General features: G+C 75.6%; 19 protein-coding genes. 9 read left to right on the top strand and 10 right to left on the bottom strand.

What is annotated here, in order from left to right; translation table 11 throughout:
- Positions 1 to 6: 6 nt before the first annotated feature.
- From ACFU5J_RS08735 to ACFU5J_RS08750, 4 genes are read right to left on the bottom strand one after another with little or no spacing between them, the layout of a single operon-like run.
- Positions 7 to 876: a metal ABC transporter ATP-binding protein gene (locus ACFU5J_RS08735; RefSeq protein ID WP_430578466.1), complete on the bottom strand. Its 870-nt coding sequence runs from the start codon at positions 874 to 876 to the stop codon at positions 7 to 9.
- Positions 873 to 1,829, bottom strand: a complete 957-nt coding sequence (locus tag ACFU5J_RS08740; RefSeq protein ID WP_430576128.1) for a metal ABC transporter solute-binding protein, Zn/Mn family — start codon at positions 1,827 to 1,829, stop codon at positions 873 to 875. The genes ACFU5J_RS08735 and ACFU5J_RS08740 overlap by 4 nt, the downstream gene beginning before the upstream one ends.
- 32 nt (positions 1,830 to 1,861) lie before the next feature.
- Positions 1,862 to 3,139, bottom strand: coding sequence for an RNA polymerase sigma factor (locus ACFU5J_RS08745; protein WP_430578467.1), 1,278 nt, complete (start codon positions 3,137 to 3,139; stop codon positions 1,862 to 1,864).
- Between the two features lie 8 nt (positions 3,140 to 3,147).
- Entirely contained in the window at positions 3,148 to 3,534 is a 387-nt protein-coding gene (locus ACFU5J_RS08750; protein ID WP_430576126.1) for a YciI family protein, read from the bottom strand.
- Between the two features lie 207 nt (positions 3,535 to 3,741).
- On the opposite strand from ACFU5J_RS08750, the gene ACFU5J_RS08755 reads away from it, so the two are divergent.
- Entirely contained in the window at positions 3,742 to 5,133 is a 1,392-nt protein-coding gene (locus ACFU5J_RS08755) for a glycine--tRNA ligase (protein WP_430578468.1), read from the top strand.
- 71 nt (positions 5,134 to 5,204) lie between these two features.
- Here ACFU5J_RS08755 and ACFU5J_RS08760 read toward each other — a convergent pair whose 3' ends face one another.
- From ACFU5J_RS08760 to ACFU5J_RS08770, 3 genes are all read right to left on the bottom strand, one after another.
- A complete protein-coding gene (locus ACFU5J_RS08760; RefSeq protein WP_430576124.1) occupies positions 5,205 to 5,354 on the bottom strand; it encodes a hypothetical protein in 150 nt (49 codons plus the stop codon).
- 144 nt (positions 5,355 to 5,498) lie between these two features.
- Complete coding sequence (locus tag ACFU5J_RS08765; RefSeq protein WP_430578469.1) at positions 5,499 to 6,368, bottom strand: LLM class flavin-dependent oxidoreductase; 870 nt, start codon at positions 6,366 to 6,368, stop codon at positions 5,499 to 5,501.
- 73 nt (positions 6,369 to 6,441) lie between these two features.
- Positions 6,442 to 7,392, bottom strand: a complete 951-nt coding sequence (locus ACFU5J_RS08770) for a LysR family transcriptional regulator (RefSeq protein ID WP_430576122.1) — start codon at positions 7,390 to 7,392, stop codon at positions 6,442 to 6,444.
- A 186-nt stretch (positions 7,393 to 7,578) separates the two neighbouring features.
- On the opposite strand from ACFU5J_RS08770, the gene ACFU5J_RS08775 reads away from it, so the two are divergent.
- Genes ACFU5J_RS08775 through ACFU5J_RS08785 form a run of 3 tightly spaced genes read left to right on the top strand, consistent with a single transcriptional unit; the run spans position 7,579 to position 11,717 of the window.
- Complete coding sequence (locus ACFU5J_RS08775) at positions 7,579 to 8,775, top strand: NAD(P)/FAD-dependent oxidoreductase (protein ID WP_430578470.1); 1,197 nt, start codon at positions 7,579 to 7,581, stop codon at positions 8,773 to 8,775.
- A gap of 18 nt (positions 8,776 to 8,793) precedes the next feature.
- Complete coding sequence (locus tag ACFU5J_RS08780) at positions 8,794 to 10,167, top strand: 2-oxoadipate dioxygenase/decarboxylase family protein (protein ID WP_430578471.1); 1,374 nt, start codon at positions 8,794 to 8,796, stop codon at positions 10,165 to 10,167.
- Positions 10,164 to 11,717 (top strand): aldehyde dehydrogenase family protein, encoded by a 1,554-nt coding sequence (locus ACFU5J_RS08785; protein WP_430578472.1) that lies wholly within the window; start codon positions 10,164 to 10,166, stop codon positions 11,715 to 11,717. Before ACFU5J_RS08780 ends, ACFU5J_RS08785 begins: the two co-directional genes overlap by 4 nt.
- A 21-nt stretch (positions 11,718 to 11,738) precedes the next feature.
- Here the strand turns inward: ACFU5J_RS08785 and ACFU5J_RS08790 are convergent, their stop codons facing one another.
- Both ACFU5J_RS08790 and ACFU5J_RS08795 read right to left on the bottom strand, forming a co-directional pair.
- Positions 11,739 to 13,211 carry an MFS transporter gene (locus ACFU5J_RS08790; RefSeq protein WP_430578473.1) on the bottom strand — a complete coding sequence of 491 codons (1,473 nt, stop codon included), beginning with the start codon at positions 13,209 to 13,211 and terminating at the stop codon, positions 11,739 to 11,741.
- The gene (locus ACFU5J_RS08795) at positions 13,208 to 13,774 is read right to left on the bottom strand and encodes a PadR family transcriptional regulator (RefSeq protein WP_430578474.1); all 567 of its coding nucleotides are present in this window, start codon (positions 13,772 to 13,774) and stop codon (positions 13,208 to 13,210) included. Before ACFU5J_RS08795 ends, ACFU5J_RS08790 begins: the two co-directional genes overlap by 4 nt.
- Positions 13,775 to 13,887: 113 nt before the next feature.
- On the opposite strand from ACFU5J_RS08795, the gene ACFU5J_RS08800 reads away from it, so the two are divergent.
- From ACFU5J_RS08800 to dusB, 5 genes are all read left to right on the top strand, one after another.
- A complete protein-coding gene (locus ACFU5J_RS08800) occupies positions 13,888 to 14,841 on the top strand; it encodes an ABC transporter ATP-binding protein (RefSeq protein ID WP_430576116.1) in 954 nt (317 codons plus the stop codon).
- Entirely contained in the window at positions 14,838 to 15,647 is an 810-nt protein-coding gene (locus ACFU5J_RS08805; RefSeq protein ID WP_430578475.1) for an ABC transporter permease, read from the top strand. Before ACFU5J_RS08800 ends, ACFU5J_RS08805 begins: the two co-directional genes overlap by 4 nt.
- 47 nt (positions 15,648 to 15,694) lie before the next feature.
- Positions 15,695 to 16,933: a sensor histidine kinase gene (locus ACFU5J_RS08810; RefSeq protein ID WP_430578476.1), complete on the top strand. Its 1,239-nt coding sequence runs from the start codon at positions 15,695 to 15,697 to the stop codon at positions 16,931 to 16,933.
- Positions 16,930 to 17,535, top strand: a complete 606-nt coding sequence (locus ACFU5J_RS08815; protein ID WP_430576113.1) for a response regulator — start codon at positions 16,930 to 16,932, stop codon at positions 17,533 to 17,535. The genes ACFU5J_RS08810 and ACFU5J_RS08815 overlap by 4 nt, the downstream gene beginning before the upstream one ends.
- A gap of 99 nt (positions 17,536 to 17,634) precedes the next feature.
- Positions 17,635 to 18,867: a tRNA dihydrouridine synthase DusB gene (dusB, locus tag ACFU5J_RS08820; RefSeq protein WP_430578477.1), complete on the top strand. Its 1,233-nt coding sequence runs from the start codon at positions 17,635 to 17,637 to the stop codon at positions 18,865 to 18,867.
- Positions 18,868 to 18,945: 78 nt separating this feature from the next.
- Here dusB and ACFU5J_RS08825 read toward each other — a convergent pair whose 3' ends face one another.
- Positions 18,946 to 20,754 (bottom strand): glycoside hydrolase family 13 protein, encoded by a 1,809-nt coding sequence (locus ACFU5J_RS08825; protein WP_430578478.1) that lies wholly within the window; start codon positions 20,752 to 20,754, stop codon positions 18,946 to 18,948.
- Between the last annotated feature and the right edge of the window lie 128 nt (positions 20,755 to 20,882).

Here is a 20,882-nt window from a genome sequence, read left to right on the forward strand (position 1 = left end):
GGCCGCTCACGGTGCCACCTCGTCCTCGGTGCTCTCGGGTCGGGCCTCGAAGGGGCCCTCGGCCAGCCGCACCTCGTCGGTGCGCGGCCGGGCGGTCGGATGGGCGTGCGGGTGCACGTGCTCGTGCGCCTCGCCGCCGTGCCCCGGGCGGGGCGTCGGCGGGGCGCCGTCGTGCACCACGCGCCCGTGGCGCAGCACGACGGCGCGCTGCACCAGCGGCGCGAGCTCGCCGAGCTCGTGCAGCACGACGAGCACGGTCATGCCGTCGTCGACGAGCCGCGTCATGGTGGCGGCGAACGCCTCCTGGCTGGGGCGGTCGACGCCCGCGACGGGCTCGTCGAGCACCAGCAGCTCGGGCCTGCGCACCAGGGCGCGGGCGATGAGCACGCGCTGCTGCTGCCCGCCCGAGAGCTGGTGCGTGGCGTACCGGGCGCGGTCGGCGAGGCCGACCAGGTCGAGGGCCTCGCCGACCTGGGCGCGCCAGCCGCGCGGCAGGCGCAGGCGGCGGCCGTGCAGCAGGCCGGAGGCGACGACCTCGGCCGCCGTCGACGGGACGCCCGCGACCGCGCTGACGCGCTGGGGCACGTAGCCGACCCGCGACCAGGGCACGTCGTTGCCGAGCTCGTGGCCGAACAGCCGCACGCTGCCCGCGGTGGCGGGCAGCACGCCCACCAGCGTGCGCACCAGCGTGGACTTGCCGGAGCCGTTGGCGCCGAGCAGCGCGACGACCTCGCCGCGCCGGACCGTGAGGTCCACCCCGCGCAGCACCGGGCTCGCGCCGAGGCGCACGTGCACGTCGCGGGCCTCGATCGGGGGAGCGTCGCCCTCCGGCGGCGTGGCCGCCGCGGGCAGGGAATCGGTGGCGGGCGTCGTCATGAGCACTGGAGCCCTTCGGTGAGCGCGGCCAGGTTGTCCTGCATGACCGAGACGTAGTCCGCCCCGGACGCGGCGTCGTCCTTGGACAGCCCCTCGAGCGGGTCGAGCACGGCGGTCGTGACCCCGATGTCCTGGGCGAGCGTGTCGGCGACCTTCGGGCTGGTCAGCGTCTCGGTGAAGATCGTGCTGACGTCGTTCTCCTCGACGATCGCACCCACCTCCCGCAGGCGCGCGGGGGACGGCTCCGCCTCGGGGTCCAGGCCGACGATGCCGACCTGGGTGAGGTCGTAGCGCTCGGCGAGGTAGCCGAACGCGGCGTGCGAGGTCACGAGGGTGCGCGTGGCGCACTCCTTCAGGCCCGCGGAGAGCTGGCCGTCGAGGTCCTTCAGGGACGCCGCCAGCGCGTCGGCGTTCTCCGCGTACACGGCGGAGTGCTCCGGGTCGACGGCGCCGAGCTGGGCGGCGACGGCGTGGCCGACGTCGACCAGCCGCGTGGGGTCGAGCCAGAAGTGCGGGTCGAGGGCCGCCTCGTCGTGGTCGTGCCCGTCGCCCTCGTCCTCCTCGGCGGCCGTCCCCGCCGCCGTGCCAGGGTGCGCCTCGAGGTGCACGACGTCGCTCGTGTCGACGACGTGCTCCGGGTCCTGGGTGCCGACCGCCTCGTCGACCGCGGCCTGGAAGCCCGAGGAGTAGACGACGAGGTCCGCCCGGCCGATCTCGCGCACCTGCGCGGGGGAGAGCTCCAGGTCGTGCGGCTCCGCGGCCGGCGGCGTGAGGTTGGAGACGGAGACGAGGTCGCCGCCCACCTGCTCGGCCACGTACTGCAGCGGGTAGTAGGAGGCGAGGACCTCGAGCGTGCCGTCGGAGCCGCCGTCGTCGGTCGGGGCGCACGCGGCCAGGAGGGCGGGCAGCGCGAGGGCGGGCAGGGCGGCGAGGGCCGCGCGTCGGCGAAGCATGAGAACGATTCTCAGGAAGTTGAGAACCGTTGTCAACTCGCACGGGGCGACGGCAGCCCGGCGCGCCGGGACCGGAGGTGGGCGCGGAGGGCGGGGTCGGAGGTCAGCGCGAGCGCGCGGTCGTAGGCGACCGCGGCGTCGCCCGGGCGGCCGAGGCGGGCGAGGAGGTCGGCGCGCACGGCCCAGGCGGGCTGGAACCGGGAGACTCGGGCCTCGGACCTGCCGGGTCCGTCCGGGTCGCCCAGCGCGTCGAGGGCGGCCAGCCCGGCGGCGGGGCCGTCGGTCTCGGCGACCACGGCCGCGCGCGCCACGGCGCCGCCGAGCGAGGGCGCCACCTGCTGCAGCGCGTCGTGCAGCCGCCGCAGCGCGTCCAGGTCGGGCGGCTCACCGGGCCGGCGGGCGCAGTGCACCGCCTGGACGGCCGCCTCGAGCTGGAACCGGCCCACCGCGCCGCGGGCGTGCGCCGCCCGCAGGTGCGCGTGGGCGCGGGCGATCGCCGCGGCGTCCCACCGCGCCGGGTCCTGGTCGGCCAGGGGCACGAACCGCCCGGCGGCGTCGGTGCGGGCGGCGGCACGGGCGGAGGAGAGCAGGACGAGGGCGGCCAGGCCGCGCACCTCCGGGTCGTCGGGCGCGAGCTGCGCGAGCACCTCGGCGAGGCGCAGGGCCTCGGAGGGCAGGGGGCGGGGCTCGGCGTCGGCGGTCGCCCACTCCACGACGTACGCGCCGTAGACGGCCTCGAGCACGTCGACCATGCGGCCGGGCAGAGCGGAGCGGTCGGGGAGCGCGAACGGCACGCCGGCGTCCCGGATCCGCCGCTTGGCGCGCGTGAGCCGCGTGGCCATCGTCGCGGCGGGCGCCGAGAACGCGGGCGCCACCTGGGCCGCGGTGAACCCGAGCACGGTGGTGAGCATCAGCGGCGTGCGGGCCACGGGGTCGACGGCGGGGTGCGCGCACGCGAGCATCAGCTCCAGCCGGCGGTCGCCCACCGCGTCCGGGTCCACGTCCTCGAGCCGCGCGGGCGCGTGGCGCTCGGGCACCAGCGGCACGGTGCGCGCCACCTCGGCCGACCGCTGCCGGTCGCGCAGGCGGCGGCGCGCGACGGTGAGGAGCCAGCCGGCGGGGTTGTCGGGCACGCCGTCGGCGGGCCACGTCCGCAGGGCACGCTCCAGCGCGTCGCCGAGCGCGTCCTCGGCGGCCTGCAGGTCGCCCGACCCGGCGGCCAGCAGCGCGACGAGGCGGCCGTAGCCGTCCCGCGCGGCCGCGGCCGCCGCGTCGGACGCGCCGTCGCCGGCGGTCGTCGTGACCGGCACGACGGCTCCTACTCCGCCGGGCCGTTCCCGGTCCAGGAACCGCCCACGACCGACGTCGCGACCGGGCGCACCTCGACCGACCCGTAGGTGGCGCCGGGGCACTTCTCGGCCCAGGCGACTGCGGCGTCGAGGTCCGGCACGTCGACGACGAAGACGCCCGCGAGCGCCTCCTTGGTCTCGGCGAACGGGCCGTCCTGGACCTGCGTGGCTCCGGTGCGGCGCGTGACGGTGGTGGTGGCGTGGGAGAACTGCAGGATGTCGGCCCCGACGAGGACGCCGGCGCCCACGAGCGCGTCGGCGTACTCGGAGAACAGCCGCTCCATCTCGGCGATCCCCTCCGCGGGGATCTCGCCGGGGGCGGGCTCGGGGTTGTGCAGCAGCAGTGCGTAGCGCATGGTGCGCCTCCTCGGGTCTCGATCATTGTCGTGCGTACCCCCATGACGATCGAGCGGGCGCGAGATCGTCACCCCGACCCGGCGACGCGCCCCGGTAGGCTGGTGCCACCGCAGCCGGCCGACGTCGGACCCCGACGTGCTGAGGCTGCGGCGTTCCCCGCACCGGCCCCACGAGCCACGTGGCGGCCCGACACCCAGGAGTGATCCGTGGCAGCACCGTCCCCGACCGCCAAGCTCGACGCCGTCGTCTCCCTCGCCAAGCGGCGAGGTTTCGTGTTCCAGTCCGGCGAGATCTACGGCGGTACGCGCTCCGCGTGGGACTACGGGCCCCTCGGCGTGGAGCTGAAGGAGAACATCAAGCAGCAGTGGTGGCGTGCGATGACGCGCCGCGACGACGTCGTGGGCCTCGACTCCGCGGTCATCCTGCCCACCCCGGTGTGGCACGCGTCCGGCCACCTCGGCGCGTTCAACGACCCGCTGACCGAGTGCCTCTCGTGCCACAAGCGGTTCCGCGAGGACCACATGATCGAGGAGTTCGAGGAGAAGAAGGGCCGCGCGCCCGAGGGCGGCCTCGCCGAGATCGCCTGCCCGAACTGCGGCACCCGTGGCCAGTGGACCGAGCCGCGCGACTTCAACATGATGCTCAAGACGTACCTCGGCCCGGTCGAGGACGAGTCCGGCGTGCACTACCTGCGCCCCGAGACCGCGCAGGGCATCTTCGTGAACTTCTCGAACGTGGCCGCGGCGTCGCGCAAGAAGCCGCCGTTCGGCATCGCGCAGATCGGGAAGTCGTTCCGCAACGAGATCACGCCGGGCAACTTCATCTTCCGCACCCGCGAGTTCGAGCAGATGGAGATGGAGTTCTTCGTCGCGCCGGGCACGGACGCCGAGTGGCACCAGTACTGGATCGACACCCGCATGGCCTGGTACACGGACCTCGGCATCGACCCCGAGAACCTGCGCCTGTACGAGCACCCGGCCGAGAAGCTGTCGCACTACTCCACCCGCACGGTGGACATCGAGTACCGCTTCGGCTTCTCCGGCAGCGAGTGGGGCGAGCTCGAGGGCGTCGCCAACCGCACCGACTTCGACCTCAAGACGCACTCGGAGCACTCGGGCAAGGACCTGTCGTTCTTCGACCAGTCCACGAACGAGCGCTGGCTGCCGTACGTCATCGAGCCGGCCGCGGGCCTGACCCGCTCGCTCATGGCGTTCCTCGTCGAGGCGTACGCCGAGGACGAGGCGCCCAACACCAAGGGCGGCGTCGACAAGCGCACGGTGCTGCGCCTCGACCCGCGCCTCGCGCCGGTCAAGGCCGCCGTCCTCCCGCTGTCGCGCAACGAGGCCCTGTCGCCCAAGGCGCGCGACCTCGCCGCGGAGCTGCGTCGGAGCTGGAACGTCGACTTCGACGACGCCGGCGCCATCGGCCGCCGCTACCGCCGCCAGGACGAGATCGGCACGCCGTTCTGCGTCACCGTCGACTTCGACACCCTCGACGACGACGCGGTCACGATCCGCCACCGCGACACGATGACGCAGGAGCGCGTCGCGCTGCCCAAGGTGACGGCCTACCTCGCGGAGCACCTCGCCGCGTTCTGACCCGCCCCGCACGACGGTGCCCGGGTCCGCTGCGGCGGACCCGGGCACCGTCGTGCGAGGCGCCGTCCCCGCTAGGCGCGGTTCCTGCGCAGCAGGCCGAGCACCAGGCTCACGACCAGGACGATCACGCCGATCCAGATGAGGAACTGGCCGATGTTGGTCGCGACGCCGAGGATCACCAGGACGACGCCGATGATGATGAGGACGAGCCACGCGGGCATGGGAACCTCCAGTCTCCGCACGCCGTCCGTGCGACGGCGTGGCGGACCGACCGTGCCACGTCTTCTGGATGCACGCACGGTGTCGGGTACGTCCGTGATGCCCGTCCTCGGCCGAGGGGAGGCGCCGCGCGGGGTGGGGTGCGCTCACGCGTCCGCGACCCGCTCCACGGCGCCGCCGACGGCGGCCAGCGCGCCGGCGTCCCACGGCCGCGGCGTGATGAGCACGAGGTGGGTGATGCCCCATCCGGCGGCGGTCTCCGCCTTCGCGGCCAGCTCGTCGGCGGTGGTCCCGGGCGCGAGCCGGGCGCTGAGCGTGCGGTCGATCGTGGTGACGTCCCGCCCGACGTCGGCGCAGTGGTCGGCCAGGACGGCCAGCTTGTGCCGCACCGTGGCGCCGTCGTCGGGCAGGTCGAAGACGTTGCAGGCGTCGGCGTGCTCGGCCACGAGGCGCAGCGTGCGGCGCTCGCCCGCGCCGCCCACGAGGACGGGCGGGCCGCCGGGCGTGGCGGGCGCGGGCCGGCAGCGCGGCCGCTCCAGCCGCAGCCCGTCGCTGCCGGTGAACGGCGACTCGTCCCCGGCCCACATGCGGCGGGCCAGGCGCAGCACGTCGGCCAGCCGGTCCAGCCGGGCCCTGGTGCCGGGCAGGTCCAGGCCCATGTCCGCGGCCTCCTGCGCCTGGTGGCCGGCGCCCACCCCGAACCAGGCGCGGCCGCCGCTGAGCACGTCGAGCGTCGTGACGGCCTTGACGAGCAGCGCCGGCGCCCGGAAGGTCGCGGCGCTCACCATCGTGCCCAGCCGGATCCGCGACGTGCGCGCGGCGAGGTAGCCCAGCGCCGTGTACGCCTCGAGCTGGTCGTCGTGCTCCGGCGGCAGCGTCGGGTCGGCCTGCACCAGGTGGTCGGGCAGCCAGAGGGTGTCGGCGCCGGCGTCCTCGGCGCGGCGCGCGACGTCGGCGAGCCCGTCGGGCAGGGCGCCGGGCCAGGACTGGTCGGTGACGTTGATGCTGATCCGCACGGGGTCTCCTCGGTGGGCGCGGTCGCCGTGGTGGGCGCGGTCGACAGGGCCCGCGGGTGCGCCGGTGCCCCGGTCACCATCCTGGGTGCGGGGCGCCGTCGTCGCCCGTGAGGCTGCCGTGCACCACCGACTCGATCACCCGGGTGAGCGCGTCGACGGCGGGCCGCCGCGGCGCGCCGCTGGGCTCCAGCAGCACCACCTCGCGCTCGACGAGGTCGCGCAGCGTGCTGGTGTGCAGGTCGCCCCAGGTGCGCAGGGTGCGCATCATCGGGGTCGCGAGCGCGACGCCCAGGCCCTGCGCGACGAGCGCGAGCGTGGTGGACGTGTCGTTCACCTCGTGCGCCGCGCGCGGCTCGAACCCCGCGGCCCGGCACGCGTGCCGCACCGCCGCGCCGTAGTGCGTGGCCTGCGGCGGCAGGATCCACGGCACCTCCGCCAGGTCGGCGAGCGCGAGGCGGTCCGGCAGGTCGGACGTCGGCGCGGAGACGAGGGCGAACCGCTCCGTGCGCAGCGGGCGCAGCGTGGTGCCGGGGACGCGGGGGATCGGCGCGCCCGGGTAGTCGAGGCCGAGGCCGAGGTCCACGTCGCCGCGGCGCACCGCTGCCGCCACGTCGTCGACCGTGAGCTCGAAGCCCTCGAGCGTCACCCGGGGGTGGGTGGCGGCGAGCCCCGCCACCAGGCGGGGCAGCATGTTCGCGGCCACGGTGGCGAACGCCCCGACGCGCACCGTGCCGACCGTGTCGCGGGTGGCGGCCCGCGCGGCGTCGACGGCGTCGCGCTGGGCCACCAGCAGGTCCTCGGCCCGTGCGGCGAGCACGGCGCCAGCCTCGGTGAGCGCGACGCCGCGGCCGTGCGGGCGCACGACCTCCGTGCCGAGGTGCCGCGCGAGGACGGCGAGCTGCTGGGAGACGGCGCCCGTCGTGTACCCGAGGGCGGCCGCGGCGGCCGTCATCGTGCCGTGCTCGGCCAGCGCTCGCAGGGCCCGCAGCGCGGGCCAGGGCAGATCGTGCGACGACGTGTCCACCGACCACCTCCACACTCCATCGTGCGCCCGGTCGCGCGCCTCCTACCGTAGAGAGAATCTGCACGGTAGGCACGAGGAACCTTCGATGGTGCTGACCGCTCCCGCTCGGCACGATGAGACCGGGCGAGCGCCGTCGACGTCATGACGGACCGCCCGCAGCGCAGGACGCCGAGCGAGGGAGGTCGGGTGCCGGACGCAGGACCCGTGGCGGTGCCCGGGACGGCCGACGCCGTGGTGGTCGGCGGCGGGGTGATGGGCGCGTCCGTCGCGTTCCACCTGGCCGAGGCGGGCGCGGACGTCGTGCTGCTGGAGTCCGGCGAGCTGGGCCGCGGGAGCTCGGGCAAGCCCATCGGCGGCGTGCGCGCGCAGTTCTCCGACCCTGCCAACGTGGACCTCGGCCACCGCAGCCTGGAGCTCTTCGAGGACTTCGGGCGCCGGCCGGGGGCGGACGTCGGGCTGCGCCAGGCCGGGTACCTGTTCGTCCTGCCGACCGACGACGACGTCGACCTGTTCGCCGGGTCCGTCGCGATGCAGCGCTCCCGCGGCGTCGACAGCCGCCTGCTCACCATGGCCGAGGCACGCCGTCTCAACCCCTACCTCGCCGCGACCGCGTACGCCGGCGCGGCCTTCGCGCCGCGCGACGGCTGGGCGCACCCCGCCGAGGTCGTCGCCGGGTACGCGGGCGGGGCTCGGGCCCGCGGCGCGACCGTGGTCACCCACGCGCCCGTGACGGCCGTCGAGGCCGCCCCGGACGGCCGGGCGACGGTCGTGACGCCACGGGGCCGGGTCACCACGCCCGCCGTCGTCGTGTGCGCCGGGGCGTGGTCGCGCGCCGTCGGCGCCCTCGTGGACGTCGACCTGCCCGTGGAGCCGGTGCGCCGCCAGATCGCCTTCACGGCGCCGCTGGAGCCGGCCCCGCCGACCCTCCCGTTCACCATCGACTTCGGCACCACCTACTACCTGCACAACGCCGACGCCCGCGGCACGCTGCTGCTCGGCGCCTCCGAGCCCGCCACCCCGGTCGGGTTCGACACCACCTACGACCCCGCGTGGGAGCCGTGGTTGCGCGGCCTGGCCGCGCGCGCCACCCCGGCGCTCGCCGACGCGCCGCTGACCGGCGGCTGGGCCGGGCTGTACGAGCTGACGCCCGACCACGACGCCCTCATCGGCGAGGCCCCCACCGGCCCCGGCGGCGCCCGCGTCCTGTACGCCTGCGGGTTCTCCGGGCACGGCTTCCTGCAGGCGCCCGCCGTGGGCGAGGCCGTCACCGACCTCTACCTGGGGCGGGCGGGGACGCCCGCGGCGCGCGGCGTCGACGTGTCCGCGTTCGACGCCGGCCGCTTCGGGGCGCGACGGGCGCGCACCGAGGCCAACATCATCTGAGCGAGGGAGCAACGCACCGTGACGACCGACGCCTTCTTCGAACCGTGGCAGCTGCGCGCCGCGTTCGCGCGCTCCCTGTCCGACATGTACGGCCGCGAGGTGCCCGCCTACACGACGCTGCTCGAGGTCTCCCACGACGTCAACGCCGACGTCGTGCGCGCCCGCGGCGCCGACGCCGAGCGGCTGGGCTCCATCGACCGGGTCACCGCGGAGCGGCACGGCGCCATCCGGGTGGGCACGCCCGAGGAGATCCGGCAGGTCGCGCGGGTCTTCGGCGCGATGGGCATGCACCCGGTGGGCTTCTACGACCTGCGCGACGCCTCGTCGTCGTCCGTGCCGGTGGTCTCGACGGCGTTCCGACCCGTGGACCGCGAGGAGCTGGCCCGCAACCCGTTCCGCGTCTTCACGTCCCTGCTGGTGCCCGGCGACCGCCGGTTCTTCAGCGCGGACCTGCAGCAGCGGCTCGAGCGCTTCCTGGGGAGCAGGACGCTCTTCGGGCCCGAGCTGCTGGCGCTCGCGGACCGCGCCGAGGCCGACGGCGGCCTGTCCGGCGATGACGCCGCCACGTTCCTCCGGCTGGCCACGGAGGCGTTCGAGCTGTCCCACGAGCCCGTCGACCAGGCCTGGTACCGCGAGCTGGAGGCGGTCTCCGCGGTCGCCGCCGACATCGGCGGCGTCGCCTCCACGCACATCAACCACCTCACGCCCCGCGTGCTCGACATCGACGACCTGTACGCCCGCATGGAGGCGCGCGGCATCACGATGATCGACGCCATCCAGGGCCCGCCGCTGTGGGAGGGGCCGGACGTGCTGCTGCGGCAGACGTCGTTCCGGGCGCTCGCGGAGCCGCGCACGTTCCGCACGCCGGACGGCCTGGTGGTGCAGGACTCCCTGCGGGTGCGGTTCGGCGAGGTCGAGGCGCGCGGCATCGCCCTCACCCCGCAGGGCCGGGCGCGCTACGACGCCGCCATCGTGCAGGGCGCGACGCCCGACGTCTGGCGCGAGACGTTCCCGGACACCGAGGCCGGGTTGGTGGAGCAGGGGCTCGGCTACTTCACCTACGAGGTGCCCGCCGCGGCCGCCGGGCCGGGCGCGCTCACCCGCGAGCCGATCGTGTACGAGGACTTCCTGCCCCGCTCGGCGGCCGGCATCTTCCAGTCCAACCTCACCGAGGAGGGCTCCAAGGACGCCAGCCAGGCCGGCGAGGACCGGGACGCCGACTGGATGGCCGGCGCCGTCGGGCGCGAGCTGTTCGACCCCTTCGACCTGTACGCCGCGCAGGTGGCGGCGTCGCGCGACCGCGCGGCGGCCCGCCTCGGCGTCGACCCCGAGTCCCTCGAGACCCCGTCCCTCGGGGACCGTTCCTCCACCACCCAGGGAGCCCAGGCATGACCACGTCGACCACCCACACCCCGACCTCGAGCACGCTCACCGCCGAGCTGCGCGACGCCGCGCTGGCCGCCCTCGGCCGGATCGGCGCCGATGCCCCCGCGGCGGCCGACGGCGGGCTGCCCGTCGTCTCGCCGCTGACCGGCGAGGCGCTGCTGACCCTGCCCGAGGCGGGCGCCGCCGACGTCGACGCGGCCGTCACCGCCGCCGCGGAGGCGTTCCGCACCTGGCGCTCGGTGCCCGGCCCGGTGCGCGGCGCCGTCGTGCGCCGTCTCGGCGAGCTCCTCACCGAGCACAAGGCGGACCTGGCCGAGCTCGTGACGATCGAGGCCGGCAAGATCACCTCCGAGGCCCTCGGCGAGGTGCAGGAGATGATCGACGTCTGCGACTACGCCGTCGGACTGTCGCGGTCGCTCGGCGGGCGCACCATGCCGTCCGAGCGCCCCGGCCACCGCCTCATGGAGCAGTGGCACCCGCTCGGCGTCGTCGGCGTCGTCAGCGCCTTCAACTTCCCGGTCGCGGTGTGGTCGTGGAACACGGCCGTCGCGCTGGTCTGCGGCGACACCGTCGTGTGGAAGCCGAGCGAGAAGACGCCCCTCAGCGCCCTCGCCTCGAACGCCCTCCTGCGTCGGGCCCTGGCCGAGGCCGGGTTCCCGGAGGCGGTGAGCACCGTGGTGCTCGGCGCCCGCGAGGCGGGGGAGGCGCTCGTCGCCGACCGGCGCGTCGCGCTGCTGTCCGCCACCGGCTCGGAGCGCATGGGCCAGCAGGTGGCGCCCGTCGTCGCCGGGCGCGGGGGCCGCTACCTGCTGGAGCTCGGCGGCAACAACGCGGCCGTCGTCGCCCCGTCGGCCGACCTGGACCTCGCCGTGCGCGGCATCGTGTTCGCCGCGGCCGGCACCGCCGGGCAGCGGTGCACCTCGCTGCGCCGCCTCATCGTGCACACGTCGGTGGTCGACGACCTCGTGGACCGCCTCCGGTCCGTGTACGCCGGGCTGCCGGTGGGCGACCCGCGCGCCGCGGGCACGCTGGTCGGGCCGCTCACCGACGCCGGCGCGCGCGAGCGGATGCTCGCCGCGCTCGACGAGGCCCGGGCGGACGGCGGCACGGTCGTCGTCGGCGGGGAGGCCGTGGCCGTGGACGGCGCCCCCGCCGCGGCGTACGTGTCGCCGGCGCTGGTGCGGATGCCGGGGCAGACGGACGTCGTGCGCCGGGAGACGTTCGCCCCGCTGCTGTACGTGCTGACCTACGACACGCTGGAGGAGGCCATCGCCCTGCACAACGACGTCCCGCAGGGGCTCAGCAGCGCGATCTTCACGCTCGACGTCCGCGAGGCGGAGACCTTCCTGTCCGAGGTCGGCTCCGACTGCGGCATCGTCAACGTCAACATCGGCACCTCCGGCGCCGAGATCGGCGGGGCGTTCGGCGGCGAGAAGTCCACGGGCGGCGGCCGCGAGTCCGGCTCCGACTCGTGGAAGCAGTACATGCGACGCGTCACCAACACCGTGAACTACTCGACCGAGCTCCCGCTCGCGCAGGGCGTGAACTTCGGCTGACGGGCGGCCCCGCCGTGGTGGTCAGTGCCCGCGTGAGACCTGCCGCGGCAGGGCGAACACGAGGGCGAAGGCCACCACGGCGAGGGCGGCGCTGACCGCCATCGCGAGCGACGCGGCGTGCGTGAAGACCTCCGCCACGACGTCGGGCGTGGGCGCCCCGGCGGGGAACGTCAGGGCGCCGAAGAGCACGGAGCCGACGACGGCGATGCCGGCCGCGGACCCGACGCGCTGCGCGGTGCCGACGACGCCGGAGGCGGCCCCCGCGCTCGACGGCTCCACCGTGGCGACGATGAACTGCGCGTTCGGCGCGATGAACATGCCGGACCCGAGGCCCGCCACCAGCAGCGGGGGCAGCAGCATCCAGTGGTTGAGGTCGGTGGCGGGCACCGTGGCCAGCAGGATCCACAGGGCGACGAGGCCGACCGCGACCATCGCGGTCCCCGCGACGAGCACCGTGCGCCCGAGGCGGGCGGCCAGCCGGTCGCTCTGCGACGCCCCGATGATCGAGCCGATCGCGAACGGGATCGAGACGAGGCCCGACTCCAGCGCGGTGTGCCCCAGGCCGGCCTGCCAGAGGATCGAGATGGTGAAGAAGATGCTGGTGAAGGCCGCGAAGTAGACCAGCGCGAGGATGACGCCGCCCGTGAAGTGGCCGTGCGCGAACAGCTTCGGCGGGACCAGGGGGTTGCGGCCGCGCCGGTCCACGGCGACCTCCCACGCGCCGAACGCCGCGAGGAGCAGGACGCCGCCGACCAGGCTCACCCAGGTCCAGACCGGCCAGCCCGCGTCCTGGCCCTGGATGAGCGGCACGAGGATCGCGACCAGCGACCCGGCGAGCAGCACGAGGCCGACCCCGTCGACGCCCCGGGCTTCCCCGCCCGCCACGATGCGCGGCAGCAGGGCGAGCGCGGCCACGACGGCGATCACGCCGAACGGGAGGTTGACGAAGAAGATCGAGCGCCAGCCGTCGCCGGTGCCGAACCACTCGATGAGGAGCCCGCCGACGATCGGGCCGAGCGCGGTGGAGAAGCCGATGGTGGCGCCCATGACGGCGAACGCCCGGCCGCGCAGGGGGCCGGGGAACATGAGCTGGATCAGCGCGGTGACGGCGGGGAAGAAGATGCCGCCGAACAGGCCCTGCACGACGCGGGCCACGACCAGCGACGTCGGGCCGTCGGCGAGCCCGCACCACAGGCTGGCCAGCGTGAAGCCGGCGAGGCCCACGACGAACACCCACGTGTGGCCGAACCGGTCGCCGACGCGGCCGGCGGGGATGAGGGCGAGGCCGAAGGCCAGGGCGTAGCCCGAGATGATCCACGACAGGGTGGCCTCGGAGGCGTCGAGGCTGGTGCGGATCGTGGGCAGGGCGACGTTGACGATGGTGGTGTCGAGCAGGGCCATCGCGACGCCGAGCAGGATCACCGCCAGGGAGACCCAGGTGCGGCGGTCGACGGTCGGTGCGGCGGCCCGCGCGGGCGGGGTGGTGTCGGTCATGAGGGGTCCTTCGGGGAGCGCTCGTCGGCGACGATCTCGGGGACGGACGCCAGGAGGCGCTCGTGGAACGTGATCTCGGCCCGGAGCCGGTCGGTGGTGTGGGAGACGGACAGGCGCTCGGCGACGGTGAGGTAGCGGTCGATCTGCGCCCGGTGCTGGTCGTGGTGGTCGAGGGCGTCCCGCAGGGCGGCGAGGCGCGCGGCCACGACGTCGGGGAGGTCGTCCAGGGTGTCGGGCTGGGGGCGGGCGACGGCCAGGTCGACGGGGTCGGGGCGCAGCCCGACCTCGCTCAGGGTGGCGGCGTGCAGCCGGGACAGTGCGGCACGGCCCGCGGCCGTGATGCCGAGCACGCGGCGCTCGGGGTAGTTGCCCTCGCGCTCCGTGCGGACCGCCTCGATGAGGCCGTCCGCCTCGAGACGCTTGAGCGCCCCGTAGAGGGAGCCGACGGTGATGTCGGTCCACTGGTCGACGTGCTCCTCGTCGGCGAGCGCCCGCATCTGGTGGCCGTGCATCGCGCCGCGGCGCGCCAGGGAGTCGAGGACGAAGAGACGGATCGTTGACACCCGACTACTCTCGCACGAGTAGTGGGGTGCTCACCAGCGCCGTGACAGATGTCATGGCCACGTCGTGACAGGCGACCCTGCAGGTCAGAGCGTCCCGCGGCGAGGATCGAGACATGACCTCGACGACCCGCCCCGTCCCCGCGCTGAGCCTGCGCGGGCTGCGCAAGGAGTTCCCGTCGTCCGCCGGCCCGGTCCGCGCGGTCGACGGCATCGACCTGGAGATCGCCCCCGGCGAGGTGGTGGCCTTCCTCGGCCCCAACGGCGCCGGCAAGACCAGCACCATCGACATGGTGCTCGGCCTGAGCGCCCCCAGCTCCGGCACTGTGCAGGTGTTCGGCGCCGACCCGGCCGCCGCGATCGCCGCCGGCCGTGTGGCCGCCGTCATGCAGACCGGAGGCCTGCTGCGCGACATCACCGTGGGGGAGACGGTCGCCCTCACCGCAGCGCTGTTCGGCCAGACCGGCTCGCCGGTGCCGTACCTGGAGCGCGCCGGCATCGCCGACCTCGCCGACCGCATGGTGGGCAAGTGCTCCGGCGGCCAGCAGCAGCGCCTCCGCTTCGCGATGGCGCTGGTCAGCGAGCCCGACCTGCTCCTCCTGGACGAGCCCACCACCGGCATGGACGTGGAGGGCCGCCGGGAGTTCTGGTCGGCCATCCGTGCCGACGCCGCCGCCGGCCGCACCGTCGTGTTCGCCACCCACTACCTGGAGGAGGCCGACACGTACGCCGACCGCGTGGTGCTGGTCAGCCAGGGCCGGGTCGTCGCCGACGGGTCCACCGCCGAGGTGAAGAGCCTCGCGTCCGGCCGCACCGTCAGCGCGCGGATCGACGACGACGGCGACCGCGCCGCCGTCGCCGCGCGGCTGCGGGAGATGCCCGCCGTGGACGCCATCGACCACCGCGGCGCCCGGCTCGTCGTGCGCACGCCCGACTCCGACGTCGTCGCCCGGTTCCTGCTCACCCAGACCGCGGCGCGCGACCTCGAGGTCGCCTCCGAGAACCTCGAGGACGCGTTCGTCGCCCTCACCGCCACCGCAGCACCCAGCACGGACGGAGCCACCCGATGAGCGCCACGACCTCGACCGCCGGCACGACGCCGGCCCTCGCCGGCACCCCCGCCGCGCGGCCGCGCATCCGCACCACGACCGCGGTGCGCACCTACCTCGCCGTCGAGCTGCGCCGCGCGCTGCGCAACCGGCGCAACCTCGTCTTCTCCGTCGTGATGCCGCCCGTCTTCTTCCTCATCTTCGGGCTGCAGGGCGACTACCAGGACCAGAGCGCCGGGAACGGCAACGTCACCGCCTGGATCGCCGTCTCGATGGCGCTGTACGGGGCGATGGTCACCGCCACCGGCGGCGGCGCGAGCGTCTCCGTCGAGCGCGCCCAGGGCTGGACCCGGCAGCTGCGCCTGACGCCGCTGCGGCCCGCGGTCTACGTGGCGGTCAAGCTCGCCGCCGCGATGGCCCTCGGGGCCGGGTCCGTCCTCATCACCCTCGTGGTGGCCGGGGTCGCCGGGGCGCAGATGCCCGTGGGCGCCTGGATCCTGTGCGCCCTGCTCGCCTGGGTGGGCTCGCTCGTCTTCGCGGCGTTCGGCCTGTTCATGGGCTACCTGCTGCCGGCGGAGAACGTCATGCAGATCCTCGGCCCGGTGCTCGCGCTCCTGTCCTTCGGCGGCGGCCTGTTCGTGCCGCTGGGCGACGGCTGGTGGGCGGACGTCGCCCGGTTCTTCCCGACGTACGGCCTCGCCGAGCTGGTGCACGCCCCGCTCGGCGGCGACCTGGGCGTCGCCGCCGTCCTCAACGTCGTGGCCTGGGCCGCGATCTTCTTCGTCGGCGCCGCCTGGCGGTTCCGCAAGGACACGGCGCGGGTGTGAGCACCGGCTCCGGCGCCCGCGTGCGCGGCCGTGGCACGGTGGGGGACGTGACCTCGACGTCCCCCGCCGCGTCGCCCGCCGAGCCCGCGGGCGGCCTCGCGTCCGACCCCGTCGGCCCCGTGGCCCCGGGCGCGCCGCCCTGGGCACGGCGGCGCATCGGGCTGCTCGTCTCGGTCGTCTGGGTCGTCTTCCTCGCGGAACCGCTCACGGCGTCGCTCGACGCCGAGAACCTCGCGCTGCGGGTCGTCGGCGTCCTCGGCGTGCTCGGTGTGGCCGGGATCTTCGCCGGGACCGTGCTCACCCTGCAGCGCCGCGGCCGGGTGCCGCGCCGTGCCGCCACCGTGCTGATCGTGGTCCAGATCGCCTGCGTCGGGCTGTCGTGCCTCGCCGCGCACGAGCACGGCCTGGTGGGCCTCGTCTTCGTGTGCGTCACGGCGATCTACTCCCTCGGAGGCCGTCCGGCCCTGTGGATCGTCGCGGCGAGCATCGTCGTCATGCTCGTCCTGCCTCGCGTGCTGCCCGGCTGGGCGCCCGAGGACGGCAACGCGCTCGCCGTCGTCCTGGCCAGCGCCGCCGTCTACGGGTTCACGCAGGTCATCGACCGCAACCGGCGGCTGATCGCCGCGCAGCAGGAGCTCGCCGACCTCGCCGTCGCCCGCGAGCGCGAGCGCATCGCCCGCGACATGCACGACGTGCTCGGCCACTCGCTCACCGTCATCTCCGTCAAGGCCGAGCTGGCGGCCAAGCTCCTCGCCGCGGCCGGCGCCGCGCCCGTCGTCGGCGCGGCCTCCTCTCCGACGGCGCGGGCCGCCGCCGAGGTCGCGGACATCCAGGACCTCGCCCGCGGGGCGCTCGCCGACGTGCGCGGCACCGTCGCTGGCGCCCGGCGCGTCACCCTCGCCGGCGAGCTCGCCGCCGCCCGCACGGCCCTCGACGCCGCGGGGGTCGCCGCCGAGCTCCCCGGCACCGTCGACGCCGTCCCCGCCGAGCGGCGCGAGCTCTTCGCCTGGGTGCTGCGCGAGGGCACCACCAACGTGCTGCGGCACTCGGGCGCGACCCGCGTCGTCGTGACCCTCACCGCCGGCACGCTCGCCGTCGAGGACGACGGCCGCGGCGTGCCCGCGGCCCGGGAGGAGGGCGGCGGGCACGGGCTCGCCGGCCTCGCCGCGCGCGCCGGGCAGGCCGGCGCCGTGCTGGAGACGGGCCCCAGCCCGCTCGGCGGCTTCCGTCTCGCCGTGACCGCGCGCGACGACGTCGCGCCCGCGGGTGCCAGGATCGACCCGTGATCCGACTGCTCCTCGCCGACGACCAGGCCCTCGTGCGCGGCGCGCTCGCCGCCCTCCTCGACCTCGAGCCCGACCTCGAGGTGGTCGCGCAGGTGGGCCGCGGCGACGAGGTGCTCGACGCGGCCCGCGAGCACGCCGCCGACGTCGCCCTCCTCGACGTCGAGATGCCCGGGCTGGACGGCATCGCGGCGGCCGCGGCGCTGCGCCGCGAGCTGCCGTCCTGCCGGGCGCTGGTCGTGACGACCTTCGGGCGCCCGGGCTACCTGCGCCGCGCCCTGGACGCCGGCGCGAGCGGGTTCGTCGTCAAGGACACCCCCGCCGAGCAGCTCGCCGACGCGGTGCGGCGCGTGCACGCCGGGCTGCGCGCCGTCGACCCGGAGCTCGCCGTGGCGTCGCTGGCCGTGGGCGCGAGCCCGCTCACCGAGCGCGAGCGGCACGTACTGGCGCTCGCCGCCGACGGGGGCACCGTCGCGCAGGTGGCCGCGGACGCCTTCCTGTCCGAGGGCACGGTGCGCAACTACCTCTCCGCGGCGATCGGCAAGACCGGCGCCCGCACGCGGGCCGAGGCCGTGCGCATCGCCCAGGACAACGGCTGGCTGTAGGCCTCCGGCCCGCGGTTCGTCAGGGCACCGGGCGCCGTCGCGCGACAGATCACGTCCTGGGAGGTCAGGGCGGCCGGCGGGGTTTGCGACAATGGGGAGGTGACCTCCACCCTCGATCCCGTCAGCACGCCGGCGCCCGGACCCGGCGTCCCCGCCGCCGCCGCGCGCGTCCTGCCGCCGCTGCAGATCGGGCCGATCACCGTGGACACCCCGGTGGTGCTGGCCCCGATGGCCGGCGTCACCAACCGCGCCTTCCGCACCCTGTGCCGCGAGGCGGGGGCGTCGCAGGGCTTCGACCCCGGGCTGTACGTCGCGGAGATGGTGACCAGCCGCGCCCTCGTGGAGCGGAACGTCGAGTCGCTGCGCATCGTCACGTTCGGCGAGGAGGAGACCCCGCGCTCGGCGCAGGTCTACGGCGTGGACCCGGCCACCGTCGGGGCCGCGGTGAAGATCATCGCGTCCGAGGACCGCGCCGACCACGTCGACCTCAACTTCGGCTGTCCGGTGCCCAAGGTGACGCGCAAGGGCGGTGGCTCCGCCCTGCCGTGGAAGCGGCAGCTTTTCACCGACATCGTGCAGGCCGCGGTCCGCGCCGCCGAGCCGCACGGCGTGCCCGTCACCGTGAAGATGCGCAAGGGCATCGACGACGACCACCTCACCTACCTCGAGGCCGGCCGCGTCGCGGAGTCGCTGGGGGTGGCAGCCGTCGCGCTGCACGCCCGCACGGCCGCCGAGTACTACTCCGGCCAGGCCGACTGGACCGCGATCGCGCGGCTCAAGGAGGCCGTCCGCACCGTCCCGGTGCTCGGCAACGGCGACATCTGGTCGGCCGAGGACGCGCTGCGCATGGTGCGCGAGACCGGCGCCGACGGCGTCGTCGTCGGGCGCGGCTGCCAGGGCCGGCCGTGGCTGTTCGCGGACCTCGCGGCCGCGTTCCACGGCGTCACCACGCGCGTGCGCCCCGGACTGCGCGAGGTGGCCGACGCGATCTACCGCCACGGCGAGCTGATGATCGAGTACTTCGACGGCGACGAGGGCAAGGGCATGCGCGACCTGCGCAAGCACATGGCCTGGTACCTCAAGGGCTACGCCGTCGGCGGCGACGCCCGCCACGAGCTCGCCATGGTCTCCACGACGGCCGAGCTGCGCGAGCGCCTCGACGCCCTCGACCTCGACCTGCCCTACCCGGGCGAGGACGCGGAGGGACCGCGCGGCCGCGCCGGCTCCCCGAAGCAGCCGCACCTGCCGTACGGCTGGCTGGACTCGCGCGACCTCGACGCGGAGTTCGAGGCCAAGCTGCGCGAGGCCGAGCTGAGCGTCAGCGGCGGCTGACCCGCCGCGACACGGAGGGCCCCCTCGCCGGCTCGGCGAGGGGGCCCCTCCGTCTCGCGGGTCCCGGCCCGCTCGCGGTCAGGCGCGCAGCCAGACCGTGGTGTCGGCGGGGACGCGCGTCTGCGGGTCGGCGGAGCGGTCGGTGACGACCGGGCCGGACGCGAGCAGCACCCGGGCGCCGCGGGGCAGCAGCACCGGCTCGGTGCCCAGGTTCGCCACCACGACGACGTCCTGGTTGCGCAGCGCGATGACGTCCGCGGACGTCTCCCAGCCCGCGAGCCAGGCGAGCCCGCCGAGGCCGAGGCCCTCGGCCTTCCGCAGCGCGAGCGCGGCACGGTAGGTCTCGAAGGTCGAGTCCTCGACGCCGTACTGGACGTCCGCGGCGTAGCGCGCGAAGGACGCGGGCTGCGGCAGCCACGGGTCGCCGGCGGGGCCGAAGCCGAAGCCGGGGGCGTCGGCGGACCAGGGCAGGGGCACGCGGCAGCCGTCGCGGCCGGCCTCGGTGCCGCCGGTGCGGAAGAACGCCGGGTCCTGGCGCACCTCGGCGGGCAGCGCGGTGTGCTCCGGCAGCCCGAGCTCCTCGCCCTGGTACAGGTACGCGGAGCCGGGCAGGCCGAGCATGAGCAGGCTGGCGGCGCGGGCGCGGCGCAGGCCGAGCTCCTCGTCGGGCTGCGGGTCGGTGGCGAAGACGCCGTTGACCTTCTTCGACGGGTCGGCCGAGCCGAGCCGCGAGGGGTGCCGCACGACGTCGTGGTTGGACAGCACCCAGGTGGTGGGCGCGCCGACCTCGTCGTTCGCCTGGTACGACGCCGCGATGACGGTGCGCAGGGCGGCGGCGTCCCAGCCGGTGGTGAGGAACGAGAAGTTGAACGCCTGGTGCATCTCGTCCGGGCGCACGTAGCGGGCGAGACGGCTCAGCGGCTCCACCCACGCCTCGGCGACGAGGCAGCGGTCGCCGTCGTACTCGGCGAGCACGCGGTGCCAGGCGCGGTAGACGTCGTGCACGCCGTCCTGGTCGAACATGGGGCCGTGGTTGCCGGCGCCGGTGGAGCCGTCCTCGGGCGCGCCGGGCTCGACGGCGGTGTCGTCGGCGGAGCCGGCCACCATCTCGACGTGGCCGTGCCAGTCGGGCAGGCCGTCGGCCTTGATGAGGCCGTGCGCCACGTCGACGCGGAAGCCGTCGACGCCGCGGTCGAGCCAGAAGCGCAGCACGGCCTCGAACTCGGTGCGCACCTCGGGCCGCTGCCAGTCGAGGTCGGGCTGCGTGGAGTCGAACAGGTGCAGGTACCACTGCGGGCCCAGCGGGCCGTCGTCCTCGCGCGGGGCGAGGCGCGTCCAGGCGGGACCGCCGAAGATCGACTGCCAGTTGTTCGGCGCCTCGGCGCCCTCGGGGCCGCGGCCGTCGCGGAAGAGGTACCGGGCGCGCTCGGGGGAGCCGGGCGCGGCGGCGAGCGCGGCCTGGAACCAGGCGTGCTGGTCGGAGGTGTGGTTGGGCACCAGGTCGACGACCACGCGGATGCCGCGGGCGTGGGCGCCGGCGAGCAGGTCGTCGAAGTCGGCGAGCGTGCCGAACAGGGGGTCGACGTCGCGGTAGTCGGCGACGTCGTAGCCCGCGTCGTTCTGCGGCGACCGGTAGAAGGGCGACAGCCAGACGGCGTCGACGCCGAGGGTCTCGAGGTGGTCGAGGCGCGCCGTGACGCCGGGGATGTCGCCGATCCCGTCGCCGTCGCCGTCCGCGAACGAGCGCGGGTAGACCTGGTAGATCACGGCGTCGCGCCACCACTGCCGGGCGGTGTCGCTCCCGGCGTGCACGACGACGCCGGTGCGCAGCAGGTCGTCGGCGGTGCCCGCCGCGGTCGCGGCGGGGGTGGTCTGGGTGGAGGTCATCGCTGGCTTCCTCACCTGGTCGGGGGGCCGTGCACAGCGGACGAGGCACGGGCGGGCACGGTCGGGGCACGGCGGGACCGTGCACGACCGTCGAGTGTAAGCGTTGCAGCAAGGTTTGCAGCAACTGC

Source organism: Isoptericola sp. NPDC057559 (genome assembly GCF_042801555.1).
Lineage (GTDB): Bacteria > Actinomycetota > Actinomycetes > Actinomycetales > Cellulomonadaceae > Isoptericola.